Here is a 20,478-nt window from a genome sequence, read left to right as displayed (position 1 = left end):
CCGCGCCACACGGCAAACAGCATGACGATGAGACAGACCCTAGGCAACACCTGCGTGATCGCGACGCACTAGGCGTAAAGGCCCAGCGCACGCTCGGCGTCGTCGCGCACCTCGGCCGCCAGGCCGCCCGGCGCGATGATCGTGCCGTCGCCGGCCAGCCGCAGCGCAAGCCTGCGTACCCAGCGGGTGTCGCGGGTGCGCAGCTCGACGCGCAGGCGTCCCTCCCCCAGGTCGGTGACGCTCTCGCACGGGTAGTGGTCGGCGACCCAGCGCCCGGACGGCGTCAGCTCCAGCAGGACCCGGATGTCATCCGGCGACGGCCGGAACAGCCCGCGGTCGACGTCGACCGGCTCGGCGTCCGCGGGGATGCTCGCGGCGACGTCCAACACCTCCAGCTCCACGATGCGGTCCAGCCGGAACAGGCGTACCGCCTCGGCCTTGCGGCACCAGCCCTCCAGATAGGACCAGCCGTCGACCAGGAGCAGGCGCATCGGGTCCACGTCGCGGTCGGTGTTCTCGTCGCGGCCGGGCACGTAGTAGGTCATCCGCAGCCGCCGGCCCTCGTCGAGCCCGGCGCGTACGCGGACCAGGACGTCCGGGCGGACGTCCACCTGCACCGACACCTGGCTGCTCGGCCGTGCCGCGCTGCCGGCCGCGTCCTCCAGCTTGGCGATCACCCGGCTCACCGCGTCGCCGCGCTCCGGGATCTCGGCGAGCGTGCGCAGCGCCACCAGCAGCGCGGAGGCCTCGTCCACGTCGAGCCGCAGCGGGCGGCTGATCGACTCGGCCTCGCTCACCACGATCTCCCCGCCCTCGTAGGACAGGTCGATCGGGCAGTACGGGTCGGGGGCGCGCAGCTCGACGCACCACAGGAGGTTCAGGTCGTCGATCAGCTGCTTCTCGGTGACCTCGAACGCCGCCGCGGCCTCCGCGACGCTCACCGAGGTGCGGCTGATGACGTACGGGACCAGCGCGAGAAGCCGCGTGAGACGGTCGGCCGAGCTCATGTGACCTCCTGCGCCGGAGGAGTGACCTGAGGCACTGTGCCCTTGATTCGTTCGCTCCGCTCACTCATGCGAGTACCGCCTTCAGGTGCTGGATCATCGCGTCGCGCACGTCGGGCGGGCCTGCCACGACGACATCGTCGGCGAATCCCGCCAGATAGTCGACGAGCCGGTCGACGTCGGCGAAGCCCAGCTCGGCGACGTCCCAGTCGCCGTCATCGGGGCGTACGCCGGCGGCCCAGCGGCGGATGCCGTGCGCGGCGCCGTGCCGCAGGCGCACCGTGGCCGTGCGCCGGTCCGGTGCCGGGTTGCTGCTGGAGGCCACGATCTCGCGTACGTCGGCGTCCTCGGGCACCACGACGGTGCCCGGCGGACCGTCGGCGGTGACGTCGCCCAGGATCCGGCTGAGCCGGAACACCCGCACCTGCCCGCGGTCGCGGTCATGCCCGGCGACGTACCAGCGGCCGCGGCGGCTGACCACGCCCCAGGGCTCCAGGTGGCGGCGCTGCGGGGCGCTGCGGCCGACCCCCTGGTAGTCGAAGGTCACCGGCCGCCGGTCGCGTACCGCGCTCCACAGATCGGGGAAGGCGGGCTCGTGGGTGTCGACCCTCGGCTCGATGCCGAGAGAGGCCGCCTCGGCGGTGTCGACGCCGGCCGCACGCAGCTTCAGCAGCGCCCCGGAGGCGGCCTCGGCCAGGCTGGCGCGCTGCCAGACCCGCGCGGCCAGGCCGAGCACCGCGGCCTCGTCCGGGCTCAGCTGGATCTCCGGCAGCTCGTACGCCTGGCGCTGGATGCGGTAGCCGGCCTCCTCGTCGCCGTCGCTGCCGGTCTCCAGGGGGATGCCGAGCTCGCGCAGTTCTTCCTTGTCGCGCTCGAACATGCGCTTGAACGCCTCGGAGCCGTCGGGATAGCCCGGCACGGCCTGGCGGATCTGCTCGGCGCTGAGGTATCTGCGGGTGGCCAGCAGGCACACCACGAGATTGAGCAACCGCTCGGTCTTGCGGCGTGACATCGGCTCTCCTTATTACCCGTCCCCGTGGCCTCCGACGCTACCGTTGGCGGGTGATCCGATGGCGCAAAGGCACGGTTGTCAAGATACGCCGGGAGTGGCCCGGAGCGGTCGAACTCGACGTAGAGATCGAAAACGATGGTGCGGCCCGCGCACTGGCCTATCCGGCGCTGGTGGGAACGCCCCAGCCGGGCGATGAGGTGCTGCTGAACACCACGGCACTCGCCATGGGGCTCGGTACCGGAGGGTACGCCATGGTCGTGGCCGTCCCGGACCGTTTCCCGCCCGACCCGTCCGGCCCCGGCCACCTGGTCAAGGCGCGGTACACACCGCTGCAGGCCACCGTGCTCGGCGCCGACGAGCAGGACTCCCCCCACCATGAGGTGCTCCGCGAGGCCGACTCGGTCGGCGGCATGCCGGTGATCGTGGCCGACCTCCATTCGGCCGTGCCCGCGATCGTCGCCGGCCTGCACCTGGAACGCCCTGGCACGCGTGTCGTGTACGTCATGCCGGACGGCGGGGCGCTGCCGGCCTGGTTCTCGCGCTCGGCCGCGGCGCTGCGCGAGGCCGGCGCCCTGTCCGCGGTCGTCACCGTGGGCCAGGCGTTCGGCGGCGACCTGGAGGCGGTGACCCTGCACACCGGCCTGCTCGCCGCCCGCCTCGTTCTCGACGCCGAGGTCGCGATCGTCGCGCAGGGACCGGGCAACCTCGGCACGGGAACCCGCTGGGGCTTCTCGGGCGTGTCGGCGGGCGAGGCGGTGAACGCCGCGAGTGTGCTGGCGGGACGCCCGGTGGCGTCGCTGCGCGTGAGCGAGGCCGACGCGCGCGAGCGCCACCGGGGCATCTCCCACCACAGCCTGACCGCCTACGGCCGGGTTGCCCTGGCACGCGCGCAGGTCGTGGTGCCGGAACTGCCGGGCGACTTCGGCGCAAGGGTCGTCGCGGAGGCGTCGCCGCTGGGCGAGCGGCATGAGCTGGTGCGCGTGCCGGTGGAGGGCCTGGAGGAGGCCTTGCGCAAGTCCCCGGTACGCCTGTCGACGATGGGCCGGGGACTCGACGAGGATCTGGCGGGCTTCCTGGCGGTCGCGGCCGCCGGCCGCCACGCGGCGGCGCTACTGACCTGACCCACCCCGCCCACCGTCAGGCCCCGCCGGCTCTTGGCCTCGCCTCAGCCCTCCTTGTCGGCGACGAGTTATCCACAGGAACCGGTTGCGCCTTCCGGGCGCCGCGACCTGCACTGGACAATAGGAATGGGATCGAGCCCCCCAGGGCGGGCGGGGCTTACCGGGCGGGGCTTACCGGCCGGGCCCACCAGGCCGGGCGAGGCATGCCAGGCGGCGCGTGCCAGGCCGGGCTGGGCGTGCCGGGCGGCTCGGGCCGGCCGTGCCAGGCAGCTCGGGCCGGGCCGAGCCGGGCGTGCCGGGCGGGACGTGTCGGGCCAGGCTGGGCGTGCCGGGCAGCTCGGGCCGGGCCGAGCCGGGCGTGCCGGGCGGGACGTGTCGGGCCAGGCTGGGCGTGCCGGGCAGCTCGGGCCGGGCCGAGCCGGGCGTGCCGGGCGGGACGTGTCGGGCCAGGCTGGGCGTGCCGGGCAGCTCGGGCCGGGCCGAGCCGGGCGTGCCGGGCGGGACGTGTCGGGCCAGGCTGGCGTGCCGGGCCGTGTGTGCCGGGCGTGTGTGCCGGGCAGCGCGGGCCCCGTGCCGGGCATGCCAGGCGTGGGGGGCCAGGCGCGCCGGGTCGGGCGGCCTGTGCCAGATGGCCTGGGCCGTGCCTGCGTGCTGGGCAGCGCGGGCCCCGTGCCGGCTATGCCAGGTGGCCTTGCGTCGGGCGGCGCATGTTGGATTCTCAGGGGTTGTCCCTGCGGCGGCTTCACGGCCGACGCCTTTACATTGTAGATCACGTTGTCAGGGCGACGCCTTCGGCGTCGTAGCGCTGGCGGAAGGTGAAGGCATGCGGGCCCGGACCCTCCGCCCTCAGCTGGGCGAGGCGGCTCAGCGCCTCCTCCACCGGCGGGATGTGGCCGGCCGGGACCCACCACAGCACCGCGACCGGCTCCTCCGTACGCACGAACCACTCTCGGCGGCGGCGGACGAACTCCAGGTGGTCCGAGCGGTACGCGAAGTCCCACAATGCCTTCAGCGACTCCCACACCGACAGGTTGACGATCATGTCGTCGCCGTTCGGGCGGAGTCCGGTCGCGTCCTCGCCCCCTTCGTCGGTCAGGCGCCACACGAAGCCCGGCGACGCGTCCGCCAGGGCGTTGATCGGTTTGAGGCCGTTCACGAAACCGGCCGACTCGGGGGCGTCCAATGGTTCCAGCAGGCGGCCGACGTTGAGCTGTGCGAGGTGATGACCCGTCATGGGCGACAGCAGATCATCGCCGATACTCTAATGTCAATGATCATTATTTTTAGAGACGATCTCCACGCAGCAGTCTCCCGGACTCGGCCGCAGGCGCGCCGACAGGCCGGTCTCGCCCATGCCCTCGAGCAGCCCGTCGATCAACGCGAGGTTCATGCCGCAGGTGAGCGGCGGGAACTCCCTGGCCAGCGTGTGGAAGGGGCAGTTGCGCATGCGGATCACATCCCCCTCGCGGTACGGCGCGTACCCCTGCCGGGCCAGCACCTCCTCCACGCCGGTCTTCGCCACGCCACCCTCCACCGCGCCGCCCTCCTCGACGCCAGCCTTCGCCACGCCGGCCTTCGCCGCGCCACCCTCCGCCGCGGCGGCCCCGGCGGCGCGCCCGTGCCGCCGGGCGATCTCCTCCAGGCCGGCCTCGGCGCCGACGGCGTCCACGACCTCGGCAAGCAGCACCGCCGCGGTCCCGTAGTCCCTGGGCGGCAGGCTCACCACGTGGTCGGCCTCGGACCTGCGGTAGAGCTTGGCGGGCCGGCCCGCGCCCGGGCCGCCCTTCCCCTCCGGGCGGCGGAAGACCACGTCGAGCAGGCCGACGCCGGCCAGACGGTCCAGGTGGAAGGCGGCCAGCGTGCGCTGGATCCCCGCCGCCTCGGCGGCCTCCGCCCGGCCGACCTCATGGTCCTGGGCGACCACATAGTCGTACAGCCGCCGTCGCACCGGGTCGCCCAGGGCCGTGATGGCCTCGACATCGCTCACGCGCCGATTGTAAGGAGGCCGCCCCCGTACGGGACGCGGCGGTCAGTACGCGGCGAGGATGTCGATCGCGAACGCCAGGGTGTCCTTGCTCGCGATGCCCGACGCGGCGTGGCCCTTCGCGCCGTACCCCTGACCCGGCGGCACCACGACGAGGACCCGGCTGCCGACCGGCTTGCCCACGACCGCGCGGTCCCAGCCGGCGATCATCTGCCGGGCACCCACCACCACCGAGTCCGGATGGCCGCGATCGCGCGAGGACTCGAACACCTTGCCGTTGCGCCAGATCTGCCCCAGGTCGTGGAAGACCACGAGCTGCCGCGCCTGCACGGGTTTGCCCGTGCCCTGCACGATGGTGCGGACCTGCAACCTGGCCGGCGGGCGTACGTGCGGGACCTTCATCGTCGGTGTCGCCCCCGCCGACACGCGCGGCAGGCGCGCGTCGGACTGTGGCTGCGGTCTGCCCTGCGCGCTCGCGCCGTTCGGGTAGGCCGCGACGACGTCCAGTACGAACACCAGGGAGTCCTTGGCGCCGATCTGCATCGGCGCGTAACCGTTCGCGCCGTACCCCTGGCCCGGCGGGATCACCGCCATGACCCGGCCGCCCGGCCGCTGCCCGGCCAGCGCCTTGTTCAGCCCCGGCACCAGGTGGCCGTACGGGAACATCGCCGGCTGCCCGGAGTCATAGCTGCTGGCGATCAGCTTGTGGTCGCCGCCGTTCCAGCGGTAGCCCACGTAGTTCGCCACGACCAGGTCGCCGTTCGCCACCTTCGAGCCCTTGCCCGTGTGCAGCGTCTTGACGGCGAGCTTCGCGTCCGGGCTGGAGCCGGGGATGGTGACCGTCGGCTGCTTGCCGATGTCCCCGTTCACCTTCAGGCCATCGGGCAGCCCTCCCCCGCTGCATGCGACACCGCACGCGGCGAGGAGGGCGAGCACGACGAATGGTGCGGCGCGCCGCATTTGCCGAACCTCCAGTTACCGGGCGATCAGAAGGCGCCGAGGACATCGACCACGAACACCAGCGTGTCCGTGCCCTTGATGCCCGCGTCCGGCGAGCCCTTCGGGCCGTAGCCTTCCTTCGGCGGGACGACCAGCAGCACGCGGCTACCGATCTTCTGTCCCACCAGCGCCTTGTCCCAGGCCGGGATCACCTGGCCGACACCGATCGGGAAACCGGCCGGCGCGCCGTGCTTGTAGCTCGAGTCGAACTCCTTGCCGGTGCGCCACAGCACGCCGTCGTACTGCCCGACCAGCGTCTGGCCCTTGGTCACGGCCTTACCGGTGCCCTGGATCAAGGTCTTGACCTGCAAAGTGTCCGGCGCCTTGCCGGACGGGATCTTGACCGTGGGCGCCTGGCCTGCGGCGCCGGGCGTCACCTGGGGCAGCTTGGCGTCGATCTTTTGCTGCGTGCCCTGCACCGACGCCGACTTGCCGAAGGAGTTGACCACGTCCACGGCCACGACGAAGTCGTCGGTCCTGGCCAGCTGGAGCGCCTGGGCGACCTGGTCGCCGACGGCCGCGTACGGCAGCGTCAGCTCCAGCCGCGTGCCCTGCGTACGGCCCGCGATCGCCTTGTCCAGCGGCGCGAGGCCGGTGAGCTGGCTCGCGGTACCCGTCGCCGGAGCGCCCTTCTTGAAGGTGTTCAGCAGCTCCTTGCCGCCCTTGGCGCTCCACTGGTAGCCGACCAGGTGCGCCACGACGAAGTCACTGGCGCCGACCTTCGGGCCCTTGCCGTGGATCAGCTCCTTGACCTGCTGTTTGGCGGCGGGCTTGGACTTCGGGACCGTCACCACCGGTGCCTTGCCGAACGCACCCTTGACCTTCACCGACGGCGCCGGGCGGTTGGCGTACCAGACGCTCACACCCACCACCGCGACCACCGCCACGACGGCCACCGCCGAGTAGATGATGTTGCGGCGCTTGGCGGCCTTACGAGTGCCCGAGCGTGGTGCGGGACGCCCCTTCGCGTTCAGCGCGTGCGGAGTGAAGTCGCTGCGGCGGATGTCCTTGGCCTGCGGCATCTTCACCTTGGGCCGCGCATCTTCCTGCGTCTCCTCGGTCTCCGCGTCCTCGCGGCCTTCCACTTCAGACATCTTCTCCACCGTTTCGCGGGCATGAGACAGCTAGAAAGCACCCAACCATGTCAGCAGGCACCTAAAGGTAGCGTGAGATGGCGACTACATTCCCGCGATCAGCTTGTCGACCCGATCATCGACCGATCGGAACGGGTCCTTGCACAGCACCGTGCGCTGCGCCTGGTCATTGAGCTTCAGATGCACCCAGTCCACCGTGAAGTCACGGCGTTTCTCCTGTGCCCGCCGGATGAACTCCCCCCGCAGCCGCGCACGCGTCGTCTGCGGCGGCACCGACTTGGCCTCGAAGATCGCCAGGTCGCGCGCCACCCGGTCGACCGCGCCACGGCGTTCCAGGAGGTAGTAGAGCCCACGGCCCCGGTGCACGTCGTGGTAGGCCAGATCCAGCTGCGCCACGCGCGGCGAGCTCAGCGGCAGGTCGTACTTGTTGCGGTACCGCTCGATCAGCTGGTACTTGGTCACCCAGTCGATCTCCCGCGCGACCTTGTCGAGGTCGCCCGTCTCCACCGCGCGTACGGTGCGCTCCCACAGGTCCAGCACCCGCAGCACCACCGGGTCCGCGCCGCGCCGGTCCACGAAGTCACGCGCCTTGTCCAGGTATTCGGACTGGATCTCCAGTGAGCTGGCCTCACGGCCGTTCGCCAGCCGCACCTTGCGCCGGCCCGTCATGTCGTGGCTGACCTCGCGGATCGCCCGGATGGGGTTCTCCAGCGTCAGGTCGCGCATCACCACGCCCGCCTCGACCATCCGCAGCACCAGGTCGGTCGCGCCGACCTTGAGCAGCATCGTGGTCTCGCTCATGTTCGAGTCGCCGACGATCACGTGCAGCCGCCGGAACCGCTCGGCGTCCGCGTGCGGCTCGTCGCGCGTGTTGATGATCGGCCGCGACCGGGTCGTCGCGGATGAGACACCCTCCCAGATGTGCTCCGCACGCTGGCTGACGCAGTACACCGCGCCACGTGGCGTCTGCAGGACCTTGCCCGCACCGCAGATGATCTGACGTGTCACGAGGAACGGGATCAGCACGTCGGCCAGGCGGCCGAACTCACCGTGCCGCCCGACGAGGTAGTTCTCGTGACAACCGTAGGAGTTGCCGGCCGAGTCGGTGTTGTTCTTGAACAGATAGATGTCCCCCGCGATGCCCTCCTCGCGCAGCCGCCGCTCGGCGTCGACCAGAAGGCCCTCGAGGATTCGCTCACCCGCCTTGTCGTGCACGACGAGCTCGTCGACGCTGTCACACTCGGGCGTCGCGTACTCAGGATGACTTCCGACATCGAGGTACAGCCGTGCCCCGTTGCGCAGGAACACATTGCTGCTACGGCCCCACGACACCACCCTGCGGAACAGATAGCGGGCCACCTCATCAGGTGACAACCGCCGCTGCCCGCGGAAGGTGCACGTAACGCCGTACTCGTTCTCCAACCCGAAGATGCGCCTGTCCACACCGCAAGGCTATGTGTCCGAGGACCACAGTTGGTAGGGATCAAGCCCGGGCGTAACGGTCACACCTGCGCCACATCCGGCCGTTCGGACCCGGCGACCGCCTTTACGTTGTAGATCAAACAGGTCGGCGCCCGCCGTGACCAGGTGCGATCACGACGGGCGCCGTCTGAGGTTCTACTCCGCGGGCGTACCCTCGCCGCCGTCTTCGCCGGCCTCTTCGTCGGCCGCGGGCGGCTCCGGAGGCGCCTCGGCGGCGGCCTCCTCAAGAAGCTGCTTGATCCGCGCGGCCGGCAGCCGCCGGAACAGCCGATGATCCCGGTTACGATCCAGCACCGCCACCTCGAGCTGCCCCGCCTCCAGATGCCGGTCCGCGTCCTGCTGCTCCAGCGCGTGCACGCCGATGCCCAGCGCCCTGGCGAGCGGCAGGCCCTCCTCGAAACGCTCCTTCAGCGCCGCCGCCACCTGGTCGACCTGACCGCCCATCGCGACGTAACCCTGCTCGTCGGCGACCGAACCGTCGAAGGTCAGCCGGTAGATCTGATCCGAGGCGACGTCAACGCCCACCTCCGCCACCACGATCTCCACCTCGTACGGCTTGTTCATCTCGGTGAAGACCGTGCCGAGCGCCGTCGCGTAGGCGTTCGCCAGCCCGCGCGCGGTGACGTCACGGCGGTCGTACATGTAGCCGTTCACATCGGCGTACCGCACGCCCTGCTGCCGGAGGTTCTCGAACTCGTTGTACTTGCCGACCGCCGCGAAGGCGATCCGGTCATAGATCTCACTGATCTTGTGCAGGGCCCGTGACGGGTTGTCCGCCACGAACAGGATGCCGTCGGCGTACTGCAGCACGACCACGCTGCGGCCCCGCGAGATGCCCTTGCGGGCGTAGTCGGCCTTGTCCTTCATCGCCTGTTCGGGCGACACGTAGAACGGCATGGACACCGGTGGCGTTCCTCACTACTCGTTCGTATCGGTTATCGCAGCGGCGCCTGCGGACCACCGGGGGCCCGCATGCGCGCCTCGACGATCGTCTCGACCAGGCCGCCGACCGCGTCGTCGGCCATGCGCTGGTAGCCATCGGCCGTGACCACGGAGATGACCGGGAAGATGCGGCGGGTCAGGTCCGGGCCGCCCGTCGCGGAGTCATCGTCGGCCGCGTCGTACAGCGCCTGGATCGAGGCGATGACCGCCTCCTCCTCCGAAAGGTCGGACCGGTACATCTTCTTCAGCGCACCACGGGCGAAGACCGAACCGGAGCCGATGCTGTAGAACTCGTGCTCCTCGTACCGGCCACCCGCCGCGTCGTAGCTGAAGATCCGGCCCGCGTCGCGCTCCTCGTCGTAGCCCGCGAACAGCGGGACCACCACGAGCCCCTGCATCGCCATGCCGAGGTTGCCGCGCACCATCGTCGCGAGCCGGTTGGCCTTGCCCTCCAGCGAGAGCGTACGGCCCTCCATCTTCTCGTAGTGCTCCAGCTCCACCTGGAACAGGCGCACCACCTCGATGCCGATGCCCGCCGTGCCGGCGATGGCGATGGCGGAGTATTCGTCGGCGCGGAAGACCTTCTCGATGTCACGCTGGGCGATCATGTTGCCGGCGGTCGCCCGCCGGTCCCCGCCCATCACCACACCACCCGGGAACGTCACCGTGACGATCGTCGTGCCGTGCGGAAAGTGCTCACCCGCGGGCGCCGCGGCCACCGGCAGCTCCCGGTTACGCGGAAGCATGTCCGGCGAGTGCGCCGACAGGAACTCGGTGAACGACGAGGGGCTCTGGCTCGCGAACGCGCCCGGCAAACGGCCCGGTGCGGAACCTTGCGACGTCACACGACTCCTTCCACTGACAGCGGGCGCGATCGCCCCCGCTAACCAGACCCTACTGTCAGGGCGCCATCGCGTGCATGCGTCATGATCCCTCCCCCCGTCCGCTCACGGCGAACCCGGCCGAACCGGCCGGATCTGGATCGGATGGGGTGCGGATCAGGAAAAGGCATACTCCACGGGATCCGGGGCCGCGTCCACGTCGGGCGGCTCGGGTGGTGCGGGGGCGTTGTCGGGCTCGCTCGGGCCAGTGAGATCCAGGGCAGGGAAGGGGAGCTCGGTCGGCGCGGGATCCGCGATGCCGGCGTCTACCTCCCATGGCTCGCCGGAGTCCTCGCGTGCCAGGGCGTGCAGGAGCGCGAGGTCGGAACCGCCGACCTGGCCGATGTTCCACCCGGGGTCCGCGATCTCGGCGGAACGCCTGGGGCGGACGACGGTCACGCCGTAGCTCCCGTCCGCGGCCGGGCAGAGCCCGAGATCTGTCGGGCGCACGCTGACTCCAAGGTGAGCGCCCTCTGCGATCACCGATCGCGCGGGGGGCATGGTGAGGTAGGAGATCGCGCGCTGGAGCATGGCGACGTCCTCCTCGAAGCGGGGCAGCCGGGAGTAGTTGCAGTCGCGGCACAGCAGCCCTCGAACGGCTGCGCGCCCATCGGGGAGCGCGTGGTCGTGGTCAATGCTGAGGCGCTGACCCCTCGGAGGCTCGTAGCAGATGTAGCAAACGCCCCCTTGTGCCTGGAGGATCGCCACGTAGTCAGCAGGATTGAGATCGAAGCGTCTCAGCGACTTGGCGTACCCGGCCCACGGCTTGCAGGCCTGGCACATCTTCCCCCTCGCCATACGTTCCTTCGGGCCACCGCAGAGCGAGCACGGCTTGAGGCGGATACGGTGGGCGCCGTTCACGCGACGATGCTCTAGGTCATAGGTCTGACCAAAGCAGTCATCACACAGGCGACGGCCAGACCCTGTGCGCTCGGGAAGCCGGGCTTTGCAGCGTGAGCAATTGGGCGTCCACGCCGGATCTCGCTGTGCGGCCTTGCTTCGTCGCATGCAGGCCTTGCACTGCCCTCGGAGCGTCCCGAGCGACTTGCTCACCCAATAGAACTCGGTGGAGGGCAGAACTTGCCCACAGTCGGTGCACTGCTTGGCGCCGACGCCGCCGGTCGAGACCGCAGTCATCTACGGCTTGCCCTCGAACGACGCCCGAGGCGCTGCTTGCAGTACTGCCCGAGACCGTCGGCCTGGCACTTGTCACGCCCGAACTCGGCTGCGTCCTTCGCTAACCCGCAGTCCGGGCGCACTCTACCGGGTGGGGGTAAATCCGGCATTTACGGTCACTCTCCCCCTTTTTGTACATAACTCCTGACAAATTCCTCTGCGTTCTCTTCGAGAACTTCGTCGATTTCGTCCAGAATTGCGTCTACGTCGTCCGTGAGCTTCTCGTTGCGCTCCTGGACTTCCTCGCTGGGCGCGGTCTGGGTCTCGTCGACTTCTTCCTCGCGCCGGGTCGTCTGCTTCTGGCCGCCCGTGTCCCTCGTCGCCATGATGCCTCCACTCCTCCGAGAGACCCCGACTCTATCGTCGCCCGCCGACAACGAGTGGATCACTCACCGTGTCCCACCGCGATCCGCGATCGGTCTCATGTCGGGGTTATCGCCCGCAGCCATCGCTGCGAAACGGTCATACCGGTCACGACTGTGCATTGATCACAAACACCACCCGTGGCCTGGAACGTCGTTCCGCCACCCGGACCGAGTGGCGGGGCCGTCCGGGGTCGCTACTCGCCCGTCAGGGCGGTCACCAGGTCCGAGGCCGTACGGCAGCGGTCCAGGAGGGCGCCCACGTGCGCCTTGGTGCCCCTCAGCGGCTCCAGGGTGGGTACGCGCTGCAGGGACTCGCGGCCGGGTACGTCGAAGATGACCGAGTCCCACGACGCCGCGGCCACCGAGTCGGCGTACTGCCGCAGGCAACGGCCGCGGAAGTAGGCCCTCGTGTCCTCCGGCGGGTCCTCGATGGCGGCCTCGACCTCGGCGTCCGTTGTGATGCGCTTCATCCGCCCGCGGGCGACGAGGCGGTTGTACAGGCCGCGGTCGGGCCGGACGTCGGAGTACTGCAGGTCCACCAGTTGCAGCCGAGGATGAGACCAGTCGAGGCCGTCGCGGCTGCGGTAGCCCTCCAGTAGCTCCAGCTTGGCCACCCAGTCGAGTTCGCTCGACAGCTGCATCGGGTCCTCGCCGAGCCGGTGGAGCACCGACTCCCAGCGGTCCAGTATCTCGGTGGTCATCTCGTCGACGTCGGCGCCGAAGCGGTCCTCGACGTACTTGCGCGACTGCTCCAGGTATTCCATCTGCAACTGCACGGCGGTCATCTTGCGGCCGTCCCGCAGGGTCAGCAGGTGCTTGCACGACGAGTCGTGGGAGATGGCGCGGAGCGTCGCCACCGGCATGTCCACCGACAGGTCGACCGTGAGGAAGCCGTCCTCGATCATGGCGAGGACGAGGGCCGTGGTGCCCAGCTTGAGGAAGGTCGAGACCTCGCTCATGTTGGCGTCGCCGATGATGACGTGCAGCCTGCGGTACTTTTCCGGATCTGCGTGGGGTTCGTCACGCGTGTTGATGATGGGACGCTTCAGCGTCGTCTCCAGGCCGACCTCGACCTCGAAGAAGTCCGCGCGCTGGCTGATCTGGAAGCCGTCGCTGCGGCCGTCGACGCCGATGCCGACCCGGCCGGCGCCGCAGACGACCTGGCGGGTCACGAAGAACGGGGTGAGGTGGCGGACGATCTCCGAGAAGGAGGTCTCCCGCTTCATCAGGTAGTTCTCGTGGCAGCCGTACGAGGCGCCCTTGTTGTCGGTGTTGTTCTTGTAGAGCTGGATGGGCTGGGTGCCGGGCACCTGGGCGGCGCGGCGTGCGGCGTCGGCCATCACGCGCTCCCCCGCCTTGTCCCAGATCACGGCGTCCCGCGGGTTGGTGCACTCGGGTGTGGAGTACTCCGGGTGCGCGTGGTCGACGTAGAGGCGCGCCCCGTTCGTGAGGATGACGTTGGCCAGCCCGAGGTCCTCGTCGGTCAGCTGCGTCGGGTCGGCGACCTCGCGTGCGAGGTCGAAGCCGCGGGCGTCTCGCAGGGGGTTCTCCTCCTCGAAGTCCCACCGTGCCCGTCTGGCCTTGGCCGCCGATGCCGCGAGGTAGGCGTTCACCACCTGAGAGGAGGTCACCATCGCGTTGGCCCCCGGTTGACCGGGCACGGAAATGCCGTATTCGGTCTCGATTCCCATTACCCGCCGCACGCTCATAGACCCGAGCCTAATGCGCGATCGCCGTGGTCTTGAGAGGCACGGCGGGATCGTGACCCGATTCGGCCCGTACGTACGGGCTCAGGAGGCATGCGGACGAGCCGCCGGGGAGAACCGCGGAGCGACCTCATCCTCATGGCCGTCCCAGGTCAGGGTAAAGACCCGGCATCCGGGGCGCGGGACTTCGCCTCCGGTCGGGTATATCTCCCCTGGAGGCGAATCGGCCGGGAATTGCCGTGTCACCCCGGGGTGGTCCGCCCCGCGGGGTGGCCGGTGATGCGGAGCGGGCTGCCGTCGCGCGGCTGCCGGACGTGCCAGAGGATCTTGTTCTTGCCGGCACGCGGCGGCGCGACCAGGGGTGCGTTGAAGATGTAGCCCATGGTGGTTCCCTTGCGCCCGAGGACGTACGGCAGGCGGGGCCTCGCCGTTGAAGCCGGCCGGGCGGGGGTTCCAGGCCGGCGGCGCGCCGCGCAGGAGCGACGTGCCGGCGCAGCCACCGGTGACCGCGGTACGGGACGGCGCGCCCGGCGTACCGTGCGAGGTCGTGCCGCCCCTGGGCGCGCTACAGGCGCTCAGGAGCAGGGCGACACGTGTATCGCTTCATCGCCGTCCTCAGAGGGTCCCATCGCGACGCGGCCGGCCTCCTGGGTGGAGACCGGCCGCGGTGCGGTGTTCTGAGCGAGTACTAGAGGTACTGACCGGTGTTGGCGACCGTGTCTATGGAACGGCCGGCCTCAGTGCCCTGCTTGCCGGAGACGAGCGTACGGATGTAGACGATCCGTTCGCCCTTCTTGCCGGAGATGCGGGCCCAGTCGTCGGGGTTGGTGGTGTTGGGCAGGTCCTCGTTCTCGCTGAACTCGTCGACACAGGCGGCGAGCAGGTGGGCGACACGAAGGCCCTTCTGCCCGCTGTCGAGGAACTCCTTGATGGCCATCTTCTTCCCCCGGTCGACGATGTTCTGGATCATCGCGCCGGAGTTGAAGTCCTTGAAATAGAGGACTTCCTTGTCACCGTTGGCGTAGGTCACCTCGAGGAAGCGGTTCTCCTCGGTCTCGGTGTACATCCGCTCGACGACCCGCTGGATCATGCCGTCGACCGTGGCGTCGGCCGAGCCGTCGTGTTCCTTGACGTCGTCGGGGTGGAGGGGCAGGCTCGCCAGGATGTACTTGGAGAAGATGTCCTTGGCCGCCTCGGCGTCCGGCCGCTCGATCTTGATCTTCACGTCGAGCCGTCCGGGCCGGAGGATCGCCGGGTCGATCATGTCCTCGCGGTTGGAGGCGCCGATCACGATGACGTTCTCCAGGCCTTCGACGCCGTCGATCTCCGACAGCAGCTGGGGCACGATGGTGTTCTCCACGTCGGAGGAGACCCCGGATCCGCGGGTGCGGAAGATGGAGTCCATCTCGTCGAAGAACACGATCACCGGTGTGCCCGCCGATGCCTTCTCACGCGCACGCTGGAAGACCAGGCGGATGTGCCGCTCGGTCTCGCCGACGTACTTGTTGAGCAGCTCCGGGCCCTTGATGTTGAGGAAGAAGCTCTTACCTTCGGCGCCGGTCTTCTCGGCGACCTGTTTGGCGAGGGAGTTGGCGACGGCCTTGGCGATAAGGGTCTTGCCGCAGCCGGGCGGGCCGTAGAGGAGGACGCCCTTGGGGGGGCGCAGCTGGTGTTCGCGGAAGAGGTCGGCGTGGAGGTAGGGCAGCTCGACGGCGTCGCGGATCATCTCGATCTGCGGGCCCAGGCCACCGATCTCCTCGTAGGAGATGTCGGGGACTTCCTCAAGAACGAGTTCTTCCACCTCGGCCTTGTGGATCTTCTCGTAGGCGTACCCGGAGCGTGTGTCGAGCATGAGCGAGTCACCGGCGCGCAGTGACACTCCGCGCAGGGGCTCGGCCAGCTTGACCACGCGTTCTTCGTCGGCGTGCGCGATGACCAGTGCGCGTTCGCCGTCGGCGAAGACCTCCTTCAGCATGACGACTTCGCCCTGCGTCTCGAACTCGAGAGCGGCGACGACGTTGAGCGCCTCGTTGAGCATGACCTCCTGGCCACGCTGCAACTCGTCGATCTCAATGCCGGGACTGATGTTCACCCGCAGCTTGCGGCCACCGGTGAAGATGTCCACTGTGCCGTCCTCGCGCGCTGCGAGGAACGTTCCGAAGGCGGACGGCGGCTGTGCGAGCCGGTCGACCTCCTCCTTCAGGGCGATGATCTGCTCTCGGGCTTCCTTGAGGGTCGCCACGAGACGTTCGTTCTGGCCCGTAACCGCGGCCAGACTTGCCTGCGCCTCGTGCAGGCGCTCTTCGAGTACACGAACTTGTCGGGGGGATTCCGCGAGCTTCCGGCGCAGCACGGAGATCTCCTCCTCAAGGAAGGAGACCTGCGTCTGGAGGTCACGGACCTCCTTTTCGTGCTGCGCCTTTCGCGCCCCGGCATCGTCACGAGCGGCCACGCTCGTCACCTCCTCAGGCAGAGACGACGACCTAACTGAAACCCTACCTATCCGGAGGGCCTCCGTAACCTGGCCAGCGGGTACTCGTGTCGTGGCGCGGGAGTCATCTGGTCGGCCGAGGCGGTGGTTCCGCAGGTGGGAGGGCACATGTGGGGTGCTGGAGGCCCGCGGAAAAACGGTGGCGCGCGGTCTTCTGCGGACCGAGTGTGGCGGCCCGGACACGGATCGGACACACGGCTGACACGTGGCCGACACATGGCGACCACGGGATGGACGCGAATCCCGTACGGAACGGGTCCGTGAGGGTACGGAGCGTATCGCCGGCGGCCGGTTTCAGTCGAGCGGCGTGACCTGAGCGGTGCCGGTCTGGGCGGCGTCGGTCTCGGCGGGCTCCGCTTGGGCGTGCTCGGTCTGGGCAGGGTCCGGGTGTGCGCCCTTGGCGGGGCGCCTGCGGCGTGCGGGCGGCCGTACGCCGTCGGCGAGCCTGCGGGCGGTGACGAGGAAGCCGGTGTGGCCGATCATGCGATGGTCGGGCCGTACGGCGAGACCCTCGACGTGCCAGGAGCGCAGAAGGGTCTCGAAGGCGTACGGCTCGGCGAACGCGCCGTGCTCGCGCAGGGTCTCGACGACCCGGGACAGCTGGGTGGTGGTGGCGACGTACGCGCAGACGAGGCCGCCGGGGATGAGGGCCTTGGCGATGGCGTCGACGCATTCCCAGGGGGCGAGCATGTCGAGGACGACGCGGTCGATCTCGGCGTCGTCGAGGGAGTCCTCGAGCGAGCCGATGGTCAGGCGCCAGGCGGGGTGGGGGCCGCCGAAGTAGGTCTCGACGTTGCCGCGGGCGGTCTCGGCGAAGTCCTCGCGGCGTTCGTAGGAGGAGACCATGCCGTGCTCGCCGACGGCGCGCAGGAGCCAGCAGGTGAGGGCGCCGGAGCCGGCCCCGGCCTCGACGACGCGCGCGCCGGGGAAGATGTCGGCCATGGTGACGATCTGGGCGGCGTCCTTGGGGTAGACGACCGCGGCGCCGCGCGGCATCCGCAGCGCGTAGTCGGCGAGGAGCGGCCGGAACGCGAGGTATTCGGTGCCGCCACTGGAGCGGTAGACGCTGCCCTCGGGGCTGCCGATGATCTCGTCGTGCGGGATCGAGCCCTTGTGGCTGTGGTAGAGCTTGCCGGCCTGGAGCGTGACGGTGTTGACCCGGCCCTTGGGGTCGGTGAGCTGAACCCGGTCGCCGGGACGGAACGGCCCGTGAGGGGCCTTGGGCATGGCTGAGCCGGCGGAAGAGGGTTCGGTCATGTCTTCAGGCTATCGAGCCCACGGGAGCGCTCAGGCCCATGCGAAGGACTTGGAGACGTCTTCGGCGGCCAGGACGCCGTACATCTCGCCGGTCCGCTCGACCAGGAGGTACTCACTGGCGGGCGCGCGGCCGATGGCCGCGACCAGGTCCTCGCCCGAGATGTCGGCCGGCAGGATCATGTCCGGGTCGAGCGCGCGGGTGAGGGAGAACGCGTCGACCCAGGGCCGGCGGTGTTCGGGCGTGGCGATGACGGCGGTCTCGCTGACGATGCCGACGGGGTCGTCGTCGTGGCCGACCACGACGATGGCGCCGGCGCCCGCCTCCTGCGCGCGGCGTACGGCCTCGGCGAGCGGGGTGCTCTGCGGCACCTGGATGGCGCGGCGGGCGAGGGCCCGGGCGCTCAGCAGCGGGATGCGGTCGCGGATCCGTGCGACGCGGATGGCTTCGCCGGCGCCGATCCAGATGAACGAGGCGACGAACGCGGCCCAGATGACCGTCAGCCAGCGGTTGCCGCCACCGGTGACCGAGAGCGCGGCGCCGAGGATGAGCACGATGACGGCGACGACGCGCCCGGACCAGCCGGCGGCGACGGTCGCGGTGCGCTGCCGGCCGGTGACCTTCCAGACGGCGGCACGTACGAGCCGGCCGCCGTCGAGCGGGAGGCCGGGCAGGAGGTTGAACACGGCGACGATGAGGTTGGCGAGGGTGAGGGCCTGGATGAGGAGTACGGCCACGCCCGGTAGGGGCACGAGGACGAGCGTCACGTAGCCGGCGACGCCGAGGAGCAGCGACAGGAGGGGTCCCGCGGCGGCGACGAGGAACTCACGGCCGGGTGTTTGGGGCTCGGTCTCGATCTCGGAGACGCCGCCGAGGATGTGCAGGGTGATGGCGCGTACCGGGAGCCCGAAAAGGCGTGCCACGACGGAGTGGCCGATCTCGTGCACGAGGACCGAGGCGTACAGCAGGACGGCGTAGGCGAGGGCGACGATGTAGCTGAGAGGCCGGCTGACGTGCTGGGAGACCTGGGGTTCGAACATCACGGTGATCACGATCGCGACGATGAACCACGTCGGTGATACGTAGATGGGGATGCCGAACGGCCGCCCCATGAGAATCCCCGGCCGTGCGGGGCCGGACTCGTCGCCTCGGGGCGCGCTGTCTGCCACGTTGTCGATGCTACGTGCACCGGCCGTCGCGCCGACCATCGAAGACGCGGCGCGGCGGAGGTTCGGGGCGTGTTCTGTCGCTGGTCTCCCCTAGGGTTGCGCGCATGACGGCCACGGAGACGAGCACCGGGACGGGCACGGGGACGGACGGCACCGGCGGTCGCGGCGGGTCCGCCGGGGCGGCCTCACCGGATGACGCGGCCGCAGATGAGGCGCTCGAGCGTGGTGACGGGTCGCGGGACACTATGGCCTCGACCGGCGGTCAGGACGGCTCCGCCCGCGTGACCGCGGAAGCCACGTCTCTGGACCGTACGGACGCTCCTGGGCCCGCCGGCGTCTCACAGGAGGCCACGCCTCCGGAGGACCGGGCCGCGAACGGCGCGGCCACCGGCCGGACGCGCCCCACCCACACCACCACAGAAACAACCGCGCTGGACAGCGCCCCGCAAGAGGCCTTGCCTCCGGAGGACCCGGCCGCGAACAGCGCGACCACCCGCCGGACGCGCCCCACCCACACCACCACAGAAACAACCGCGCTGGACAGCGCCTCACAGGAGGCTACGCCTCCGGAGGACCCGGCCACGAACAGCGCGGCCATCGGCCGGACGCGCCCCGCACGTGGTGGCGTTGACGCGGCCGAAGACGCCGCGTCCCCGATCGATGTCGTGGCGGACGGCGCCCCGCAAGAGGTGGCACCCCCGGCGGGTCCGGACGCGGACGGCCGAGTCGCCGCCGATGGTCAGGGCGGCCCCGTGAGTGCGGGGACCGTCGCGCCGAGGCGGGGACGCGCGGGGAACCGGATGGCCGCGGGTTCGGTGTCGGCGGACGGTGTGGTCGTGGCCGGCACGCTGTCGCCGTCGCGTGCCGGTGACTTCATGACGTGCCCGCTGCTCTACCGCTTCCGGGTCATCGACCGGATCCCCGAGCGGCCGAGCCCGGCGGCGGCGCGCGGCACGCTCGTGCACGCGGTGCTGGAGCGGCTGTTCGACATGCCGGCCGGGTCGCGTACGCCGGCCGCAGCGCTGGAGCTGCTGGGCCCGGAGTGGGAGCGGCTGCTGGCCGAGGAGCCGGAGCTGGCGACTCTGTTCGAGGACGACGGCGAGGGTGAGACCGCGCGGGCGGAGTGGCTGACCGAGGCGCGCGGCATGGTCGAGCGTTACTTCTCGCTGGAGGACCCGCGGCGACTGGAGCCGGCGAGCCGCGAGCTGTACGTAGAGACGGTGCTGGAGTCGGGGTTGCTGCTGCGCGGCTACATCGACCGCGTCGACGTGGCCCCGACGGGCGAGGTACGCGTCGTCGACTACAAGACCGGCCGTGCGCCGAGAGCCGACTTCGAGGCGCGGGCGCTGTTCCAGATGAAGTTCTACGCCTTGGTGCTGTGGCGGCTCCGTGGCACGGTGCCGCGGATGCTGCAGCTGATGTACCTCGGCAACGGCGAGATCCTCAGGTACACCCCCGACGAGGCCGACCTTCGCGCCACCGAACGCAAGGTCGACGCCCTGTGGAAGGCCATCCGCCGCGCCATGGAGACCGGCGTGTGGCGTGAACGCACAAGCCGCCTGTGCGACTGGTGCGACCACAAGGAGCGCTGCCCGTCGTTCGGCGGCGAGCCGCCGCCCCTCCCGGACATCCAACCGGCCCCCACGGCCGCCGCCGCCGAAGAGCCGACCCCACGAGAACGCGACGACCTCTGACCCGGGCAGACGCGGTCACGGTAGCGCCCGGGATCGTCGGCAGCGGGGTGCTTACCGTCGCTCCTCCGGGGCCCTGGGGAGGGCCGCATTCGCGGACCGAGGG

Annotated in this window: 18 protein-coding genes; 2 read left to right on the top strand and 16 right to left on the bottom strand. The window is 70.2% G+C overall.

Annotation, left to right across the window (positions count from 1 at the left end; all coding sequences use genetic code 11):
* Positions 1–68 precede the first annotated feature (68 nt).
* Both FB559_RS35800 and FB559_RS35795 read right to left on the bottom strand, forming a co-directional pair.
* Positions 69–1,007, bottom strand: coding sequence for a helix-turn-helix transcriptional regulator (locus FB559_RS35800; RefSeq protein ID WP_141961335.1), 939 nt, complete (start codon positions 1,005–1,007; stop codon positions 69–71).
* A gap of 64 nt (positions 1,008–1,071) precedes the next feature.
* Positions 1,072–2,016, bottom strand: a complete 945-nt coding sequence (locus FB559_RS35795) for a helix-turn-helix transcriptional regulator (RefSeq protein ID WP_141961334.1) — start codon at positions 2,014–2,016, stop codon at positions 1,072–1,074.
* A gap of 50 nt (positions 2,017–2,066) precedes the next feature.
* On the opposite strand from FB559_RS35795, the gene FB559_RS35790 reads away from it, so the two are divergent.
* Positions 2,067–3,137 carry a DUF3866 family protein gene (locus tag FB559_RS35790; RefSeq protein ID WP_141961333.1) on the top strand — a complete coding sequence of 357 codons (1,071 nt, stop codon included), beginning with the start codon at positions 2,067–2,069 and terminating at the stop codon, positions 3,135–3,137.
* A 769-nt stretch (positions 3,138–3,906) separates the two neighbouring features.
* Here the strand turns inward: FB559_RS35790 and FB559_RS35785 are convergent.
* From FB559_RS35785 to FB559_RS35725, 14 genes are all read right to left on the bottom strand, one after another.
* Positions 3,907–4,371: a DUF3291 domain-containing protein gene (locus FB559_RS35785; protein WP_141961332.1), complete on the bottom strand. Its 465-nt coding sequence runs from the start codon at positions 4,369–4,371 to the stop codon at positions 3,907–3,909.
* A 33-nt stretch (positions 4,372–4,404) separates the two neighbouring features.
* Positions 4,405–5,124: a helix-turn-helix transcriptional regulator gene (locus FB559_RS35780; protein WP_141961331.1), complete on the bottom strand. Its 720-nt coding sequence runs from the start codon at positions 5,122–5,124 to the stop codon at positions 4,405–4,407.
* Positions 5,125–5,166: 42 nt separating this feature from the next.
* Positions 5,167–6,081, bottom strand: coding sequence for an FKBP-type peptidyl-prolyl cis-trans isomerase (locus FB559_RS35775; protein ID WP_141961330.1), 915 nt, complete (start codon positions 6,079–6,081; stop codon positions 5,167–5,169).
* Between the two features lie 26 nt (positions 6,082–6,107).
* Positions 6,108–7,214, bottom strand: coding sequence for an FKBP-type peptidyl-prolyl cis-trans isomerase (locus FB559_RS44985; protein WP_221640337.1), 1,107 nt, complete (start codon positions 7,212–7,214; stop codon positions 6,108–6,110).
* Between the two features lie 84 nt (positions 7,215–7,298).
* On the bottom strand, positions 7,299–8,657 hold the full coding sequence (gene pafA, locus FB559_RS35765; protein WP_141961329.1) for a Pup--protein ligase: 1,359 nt from the start codon (positions 8,655–8,657) through the stop codon (positions 7,299–7,301).
* Positions 8,658–8,831: 174 nt separating this feature from the next.
* A complete protein-coding gene (gene prcA, locus FB559_RS35760; protein ID WP_141962141.1) occupies positions 8,832–9,593 on the bottom strand; it encodes a proteasome subunit alpha in 762 nt (253 codons plus the stop codon).
* A 38-nt stretch (positions 9,594–9,631) separates the two neighbouring features.
* Entirely contained in the window at positions 9,632–10,483 is an 852-nt protein-coding gene (prcB, locus tag FB559_RS35755; protein ID WP_246122352.1) for a proteasome subunit beta, read from the bottom strand.
* A gap of 153 nt (positions 10,484–10,636) precedes the next feature.
* Positions 10,637–11,317 (bottom strand): endonuclease VII domain-containing protein, encoded by a 681-nt coding sequence (locus FB559_RS35750; protein ID WP_185792555.1) that lies wholly within the window; start codon positions 11,315–11,317, stop codon positions 10,637–10,639.
* 494 nt (positions 11,318–11,811) lie between these two features.
* Positions 11,812–12,021, bottom strand: coding sequence for a ubiquitin-like protein Pup (locus FB559_RS35745; protein ID WP_141961327.1), 210 nt, complete (start codon positions 12,019–12,021; stop codon positions 11,812–11,814).
* A gap of 233 nt (positions 12,022–12,254) precedes the next feature.
* A complete protein-coding gene (dop, locus tag FB559_RS35740) occupies positions 12,255–13,769 on the bottom strand; it encodes a depupylase/deamidase Dop (protein ID WP_141961326.1) in 1,515 nt (504 codons plus the stop codon).
* A gap of 239 nt (positions 13,770–14,008) precedes the next feature.
* Positions 14,009–14,149: a hypothetical protein gene (locus tag FB559_RS44270; RefSeq protein WP_185792554.1), complete on the bottom strand. Its 141-nt coding sequence runs from the start codon at positions 14,147–14,149 to the stop codon at positions 14,009–14,011.
* Between the two features lie 305 nt (positions 14,150–14,454).
* Entirely contained in the window at positions 14,455–16,227 is a 1,773-nt protein-coding gene (gene arc, locus FB559_RS35735) for a proteasome ATPase (RefSeq protein ID WP_221640336.1), read from the bottom strand.
* Between the two features lie 324 nt (positions 16,228–16,551).
* Complete coding sequence (locus FB559_RS35730) at positions 16,552–17,514, bottom strand: tRNA (adenine-N1)-methyltransferase (protein ID WP_246122350.1); 963 nt, start codon at positions 17,512–17,514, stop codon at positions 16,552–16,554.
* Positions 17,515–17,544: 30 nt separating this feature from the next.
* The gene (locus tag FB559_RS35725; RefSeq protein WP_246122349.1) at positions 17,545–18,681 is read right to left on the bottom strand and encodes a site-2 protease family protein; all 1,137 of its coding nucleotides are present in this window, start codon (positions 18,679–18,681) and stop codon (positions 17,545–17,547) included.
* An 800-nt stretch (positions 18,682–19,481) separates the two neighbouring features.
* On the opposite strand from FB559_RS35725, the gene FB559_RS35720 reads away from it, so the two are divergent.
* The gene (locus FB559_RS35720; RefSeq protein ID WP_141962137.1) at positions 19,482–20,375 is read left to right on the top strand and encodes a RecB family exonuclease; all 894 of its coding nucleotides are present in this window, start codon (positions 19,482–19,484) and stop codon (positions 20,373–20,375) included.
* Positions 20,376–20,478: the final 103 nt, after the last annotated feature.

The sequence above is a fragment of the Actinoallomurus bryophytorum genome, assembly GCF_006716425.1.
In the GTDB taxonomy this organism is placed as follows: Bacteria; Actinomycetota; Actinomycetes; order Streptosporangiales; family Streptosporangiaceae; genus Actinoallomurus; species Actinoallomurus bryophytorum.
Note: the sequence above shows the minus strand (reverse complement) of the source record. Positions and strands in the feature narration are given on the sequence as shown.

Coding starts and splice junctions, on each gene's coding strand:
- FB559_RS35800 (WP_141961335.1), bottom strand. CDS start 1,007: ATGAGCTCGGCCGACCGTCTCACGCGGCTTCTCGCGCTGGTCCCGTAC.
- FB559_RS35795 (WP_141961334.1), bottom strand. CDS start 2,016: ATGTCACGCCGCAAGACCGAGCGGTTGCTCAATCTCGTGGTGTGCCTG.
- FB559_RS35785 (WP_141961332.1), bottom strand. CDS start 4,371: ATGACGGGTCATCACCTCGCACAGCTCAACGTCGGCCGCCTGCTGGAA.
- FB559_RS35775 (WP_141961330.1), bottom strand. CDS start 6,081: ATGCGGCGCGCCGCACCATTCGTCGTGCTCGCCCTCCTCGCCGCGTGC.
- FB559_RS44985 (WP_221640337.1), bottom strand. CDS start 7,214: ATGTCTGAAGTGGAAGGCCGCGAGGACGCGGAGACCGAGGAGACGCAG.
- prcA (WP_141962141.1), bottom strand. CDS start 9,593: ATGCCGTTCTACGTGTCGCCCGAACAGGCGATGAAGGACAAGGCCGAC.
- FB559_RS35750 (WP_185792555.1), bottom strand. CDS start 11,317: ATGGCGAGGGGGAAGATGTGCCAGGCCTGCAAGCCGTGGGCCGGGTAC.
- FB559_RS35745 (WP_141961327.1), bottom strand. CDS start 12,021: ATGGCGACGAGGGACACGGGCGGCCAGAAGCAGACGACCCGGCGCGAG.
- dop (WP_141961326.1), bottom strand. CDS start 13,769: ATGAGCGTGCGGCGGGTAATGGGAATCGAGACCGAATACGGCATTTCC.
- FB559_RS44270 (WP_185792554.1), bottom strand. CDS start 14,149: ATGGGCTACATCTTCAACGCACCCCTGGTCGCGCCGCCGCGTGCCGGC.
- FB559_RS35730 (WP_246122350.1), bottom strand. CDS start 17,514: ATGACCGAACCCTCTTCCGCCGGCTCAGCCATGCCCAAGGCCCCTCAC.
- FB559_RS35720 (WP_141962137.1), top strand. CDS start 19,482: ATGGCCGCGGGTTCGGTGTCGGCGGACGGTGTGGTCGTGGCCGGCACG.